This window comes from Bradyrhizobium sp. Mp19 (assembly GCF_029952935.1).
Lineage (GTDB): Bacteria > Pseudomonadota > Alphaproteobacteria > Rhizobiales > Xanthobacteraceae > Bradyrhizobium > Bradyrhizobium elkanii.
The window spans coordinates 1-3831 of record NZ_JASAUT010000141.1; the positions used below are offsets into that span (position 1 = coordinate 1).

Consider the following 3831-nt stretch of genomic DNA (forward strand, 5'->3'; position numbering starts at 1 on the left):
GCTCGCCCGTAATTTTTTGGCCGCTGTTCATCTCGCCGCTCTCGTCGCATATTGGCTCAATTGAGTCTGGACCCTAGCTCCAGGACTAGTCCTATGGCTTCGCGAAGCCTCACTGCCGACGCAAGGTGGCCGTCACCGGGGGCTTACTGTGCGGCCGCATCAATCGGGCCCAAAAGCCGCCCTCTGACGAATAGGCCGGGCTAGCAGTTGACGGTGCTCAGACCGTGTAGCGGCACACGGTATATGCATGTATATGCATGTATATGCATGTATATGTAAAGAAATGCGACAGATGCGTTAATAGAATTGCAGAATCCTACATGTCGAACGCGATGCTCAAATCCAGCTGCGCCACCCCGAATTTACCGCCCCCCAACGCCTTTCCCGAAGACCCCGGGTCGCTGGCTGCCAAAGAGGTCGCGCGACTGAGCATTCTTGACGGCATGCGGGGAATTGCTGCCATCTGTGTCGCCGTTTTACATTTTTATGAACCCTTTCAGTTCGGTCCTCAGAACCGGATTCCTCACGGTTATCTCGCTGTAGATTTTTTCTTTTGCTTGTCAGGGTATGTAATGGCATTTGCCTACGACCCTTCTCGCGTAGAATTGTCACCCACAGAACTTATTAAAAGGCGTCTGATACGACTGCATCCGCTCGTCGTAATTGGCTCCTTGTTGGGCTTCGTTGTGGTTGTAATCGGACGATTCTATGCGCCTATGGCTGCTGCGTTATTCAATTTTAGTGTCACGGAGTTTTTTATTCTCCTCACCTGCAGCGTACTTCTGTTGCCGCACTTATTTGTCCACGATCCCAGCTTTCCTATTTTTCCTTTTGTCGCTCCCGCCTGGTCATTGCTTTGCGAGTATGTGGCGAGCCTAACGTTTGCTCTTTGTCTGCGCCAACTATCGCTTCGATGGTTGCTAGCGATGCTCGCCTTCGCCGCGGTTGCAACGGCATACACGTGCTACGATTTCGGAAGCCTAAACGGCGGTTTCGACCGCAGAACCTTCTGGATTGGCTTTGTACGGGTAGGTTTTTCATTTATCGCGGGCGTTGTTGCTTGCCGTATTGGCAGGCAACCGCTGTTGCCAGGGGCAGCATATTACCTTCCGCTTATCATGCTTGCGACCTTTTTTTGGCCCTTCCTTTGGAAGCCCTACGATTTCCTGATCGTCACAATCGTATATCCGCTCCTTGTTTGGCTGGGCGCTAATGCAATCGGGAGTCCGTCGATCAACCGTTTTAGCGAGTTTATCGGAGATCTTTCATATCCGCTTTATATGACCCACTACGTTCCACTCATGCTATTGTTCGGCGGAACTTCGGCAGGTTGGGTTGCGCAGATCCATGCAGCGCTAGCGGTACCAAGCATGACTCTAGTTGCAATCGCTTTTAGCTTTCTTGTTAAGCGATATATCGACGAACCGATCCGTGCCACTTTGCGTCACAGATCATTTGAGCACCTCAAAGGCTAATGCAGGCACTGCCGCAGGTATGCACGGATGTGCTTATCCTGTTCTGCTCTCAGAAGCGCTTTCGCCCCCTCTGGCCTTCCAGCTTCAGGGTAATTAGCTAGGTATGAGATGTGGGTAATTGAAAGAGCTAACTCAGGCAGACCACAGTATCCATCCGGCCAAGACCGCGGCAGATCTGTTACGCGATTTGCCACGCGACGTGATCGTATCGTGCTCCGTCATTGACGAAGAAGTACGCAATCGCTTTGTAGCATTCTTCTAGATCTATGCACCAGGATAGGGGATGCTCGTCGACCTGCCCGTTGGAGAGTGTGTAAGCGCAGGTTCCCTGATGGTCTGGGTTACCCTTTGTCACGACGCCGCTATCACCATTGAACCGCAGATACATAAGCCAAGCGTGGCTACCATTGCGCAGCATGGCTAAGGACTGACCGTTCGGTACCGATATCCAGAGTTCGAACTGCGGTTGCTTGTCGATGCGATCCAGAGCAAGGCTCAGATGCTCGACAGTGGCAATCGACAAGTCAGTTCCGTTAAACGTGATCTTCATCTGATCAGGCAGCGGCGACAAGGGTTCTGGGTTTTGACCAATTCCACGGCAGCAGCTCGTCGAGCCTCGACGCCGGATGATCATTGATCCGCAGCAGCACGTCCGTCAACCAGGCCGGCGGATCGAGATCGTTGAGCTTGGCGGTCTGGATCAGGGTGTAGATGGCGGCGGCACGGCGGCCGCCATCGTCGGAGCCGGCGAAGGTCCAGTTCTTGCGGCCGACGGCCACGGCGCGTAGCTCGCGTTCGGCCGCGTTGTTGGTCATGCACAGCCGGCCATCGTCGATGAAGCGCGTGAACACCTCCCAGCGCTTGAGGCTGTAGTCGATCGCCTTGGCGGTCTCGCTCTTGCCGGAGAGCTTGGCGCGGCGCTCGTGCAGGAAGGTATGAAGCTCATCGACCAGCGGGCGGCTGCGCGCATGGCGCGCGGCTTTGCGCTCGTGGGCCGGCAGACCGTTGATGTCGCGCTCGATCGCAAACAGGGCGTCGATCTTCGCGATCGCTTCGATCGCGATCGGCGCCTTCTTCAGCCGTGCGATCTCGAAGAACTTGCGCCGTGCATGCGCCCAGCAGCCGACCTCGATGATCGGGCCCGGCTTCCGCGATGGATCGTAGAGCCTGTTGAAGCCGGCATAGGCGTCCGCCTGCATCGGTCCGGCATAGGTCGCAAGATGCGCCTCTGGATGGGTGCCGGAGCGGTCGGGCGAGTAGAAGAACACGGCGGCCGGCGGCGCGTGCCCGGCGAAGGGCCGATCGTCGCGCACATAGGTCCAGACGCGCCCCGTGCGCGTCTTGCCCTTGGCCAGAACCGGCACCGTGGTGTCGTCGGCATGGATGCGCTCGGCAGCGAGGACATGCGCCTTGATCGCATCGACCAGCGGCATCAATGTCGCCGCCGCCGCGCCGACCCAGTCGGCCAGCGTGGAGACGTCCAGGATCACACCTTCATGCGCATACGTCGTGCTCTGCCGGTTGAGGGGCAGGTGCAATCCGTATTTGGCGAATAGGATGTGCGCGAGCAGACGCGGTCCAGCGCGCCCGCGCGAGATCGGATGGAACGGCGCCGGCGGCTGGCTGATCGCCTCGCAGGCGCGGCAGGAGAACTTCTCACGGACGTGCTGGATCACCTTCCACTGCCGCGGCACGAGCTCCAGCGTCTCGGTCACGTCCTCGCCGATCTTGCGCAACCTGTCGCCGCCGCAACACGGGCAATGGGCCGGCGCGGGATGAACGACGCGCTCCCGCGGCAGGTCCTCGGGCAGCGGCCGCCGCGCCGGACGCCGCCGCTCGAATGGCTGCACGTCTATCTTCGCGGCCTTGGCCCGTTCGGCTGCCAGCTGCGCATCGGCTTCGGCCTCCGATGCATCCTCCTCGAGGTCGGCGAGTTCTAGCTCGAGCTGATCGAGCACCGAGGCTCGTTCGGAGGATTGGCCGTGCTGTTCGTGCTTGAGCTTGGCGATCGTGAACTTCATCTGCTCGATCAGCAGCGTGCGGGCGCGGACCTCGGCTTCGAGATTGCGTGCCTTGGCTTCCGCCGCAAGCTGGGCCGCCTGGCCGGCGAGCACCAGCGCCTTCAGCGTCGCGACATCATCAGGGAGCGAATCGGCTGTGATCATCGCAGAAGATGGAATCACAGCTCCGCCCGGTACGCATCAGTGCCGTTACGTTCGAGCGCTCAACCAACAGCTTCCGGGCGCCACGTCCGCTGCGGATGCCGCCAGTCGATGCCTTCGAGCGACTATCCATGTGAATGCCCCTCCTCGTGAGGCTCAGTGATTCTGAGATCGAGATGATCGAGCTCGTGATT

3 protein-coding genes are annotated in these 3831 nt (G+C 58.7%); 1 reads left to right on the forward strand and 2 read right to left on the reverse strand.

All coding sequences use genetic code 11. The features are described from left to right. Positions 1-320: 320 nt before the first annotated feature. Entirely contained in the window at positions 321-1475 is a 1155-nt protein-coding gene (locus tag QJT82_RS45135; protein ID WP_223153693.1) for an acyltransferase, read from the forward strand. A gap of 178 nt (positions 1476-1653) precedes the next feature. Here the strand turns inward: QJT82_RS45135 and QJT82_RS45140 are convergent, their stop codons facing one another. Together QJT82_RS45140 and QJT82_RS45145 are read right to left on the reverse strand one after the other, a co-directional pair. Beyond that, positions 1654-2025 (reverse strand): Imm1 family immunity protein, encoded by a 372-nt coding sequence (locus QJT82_RS45140; protein WP_075969264.1) that lies wholly within the window; start codon positions 2023-2025, stop codon positions 1654-1656. Between the two features lie 4 nt (positions 2026-2029). Then, on the reverse strand, positions 2030-3640 hold the full coding sequence (locus tag QJT82_RS45145) for an IS66 family transposase (RefSeq protein ID WP_075969262.1): 1611 nt from the start codon (positions 3638-3640) through the stop codon (positions 2030-2032). Positions 3641-3831: the final 191 nt, after the last annotated feature.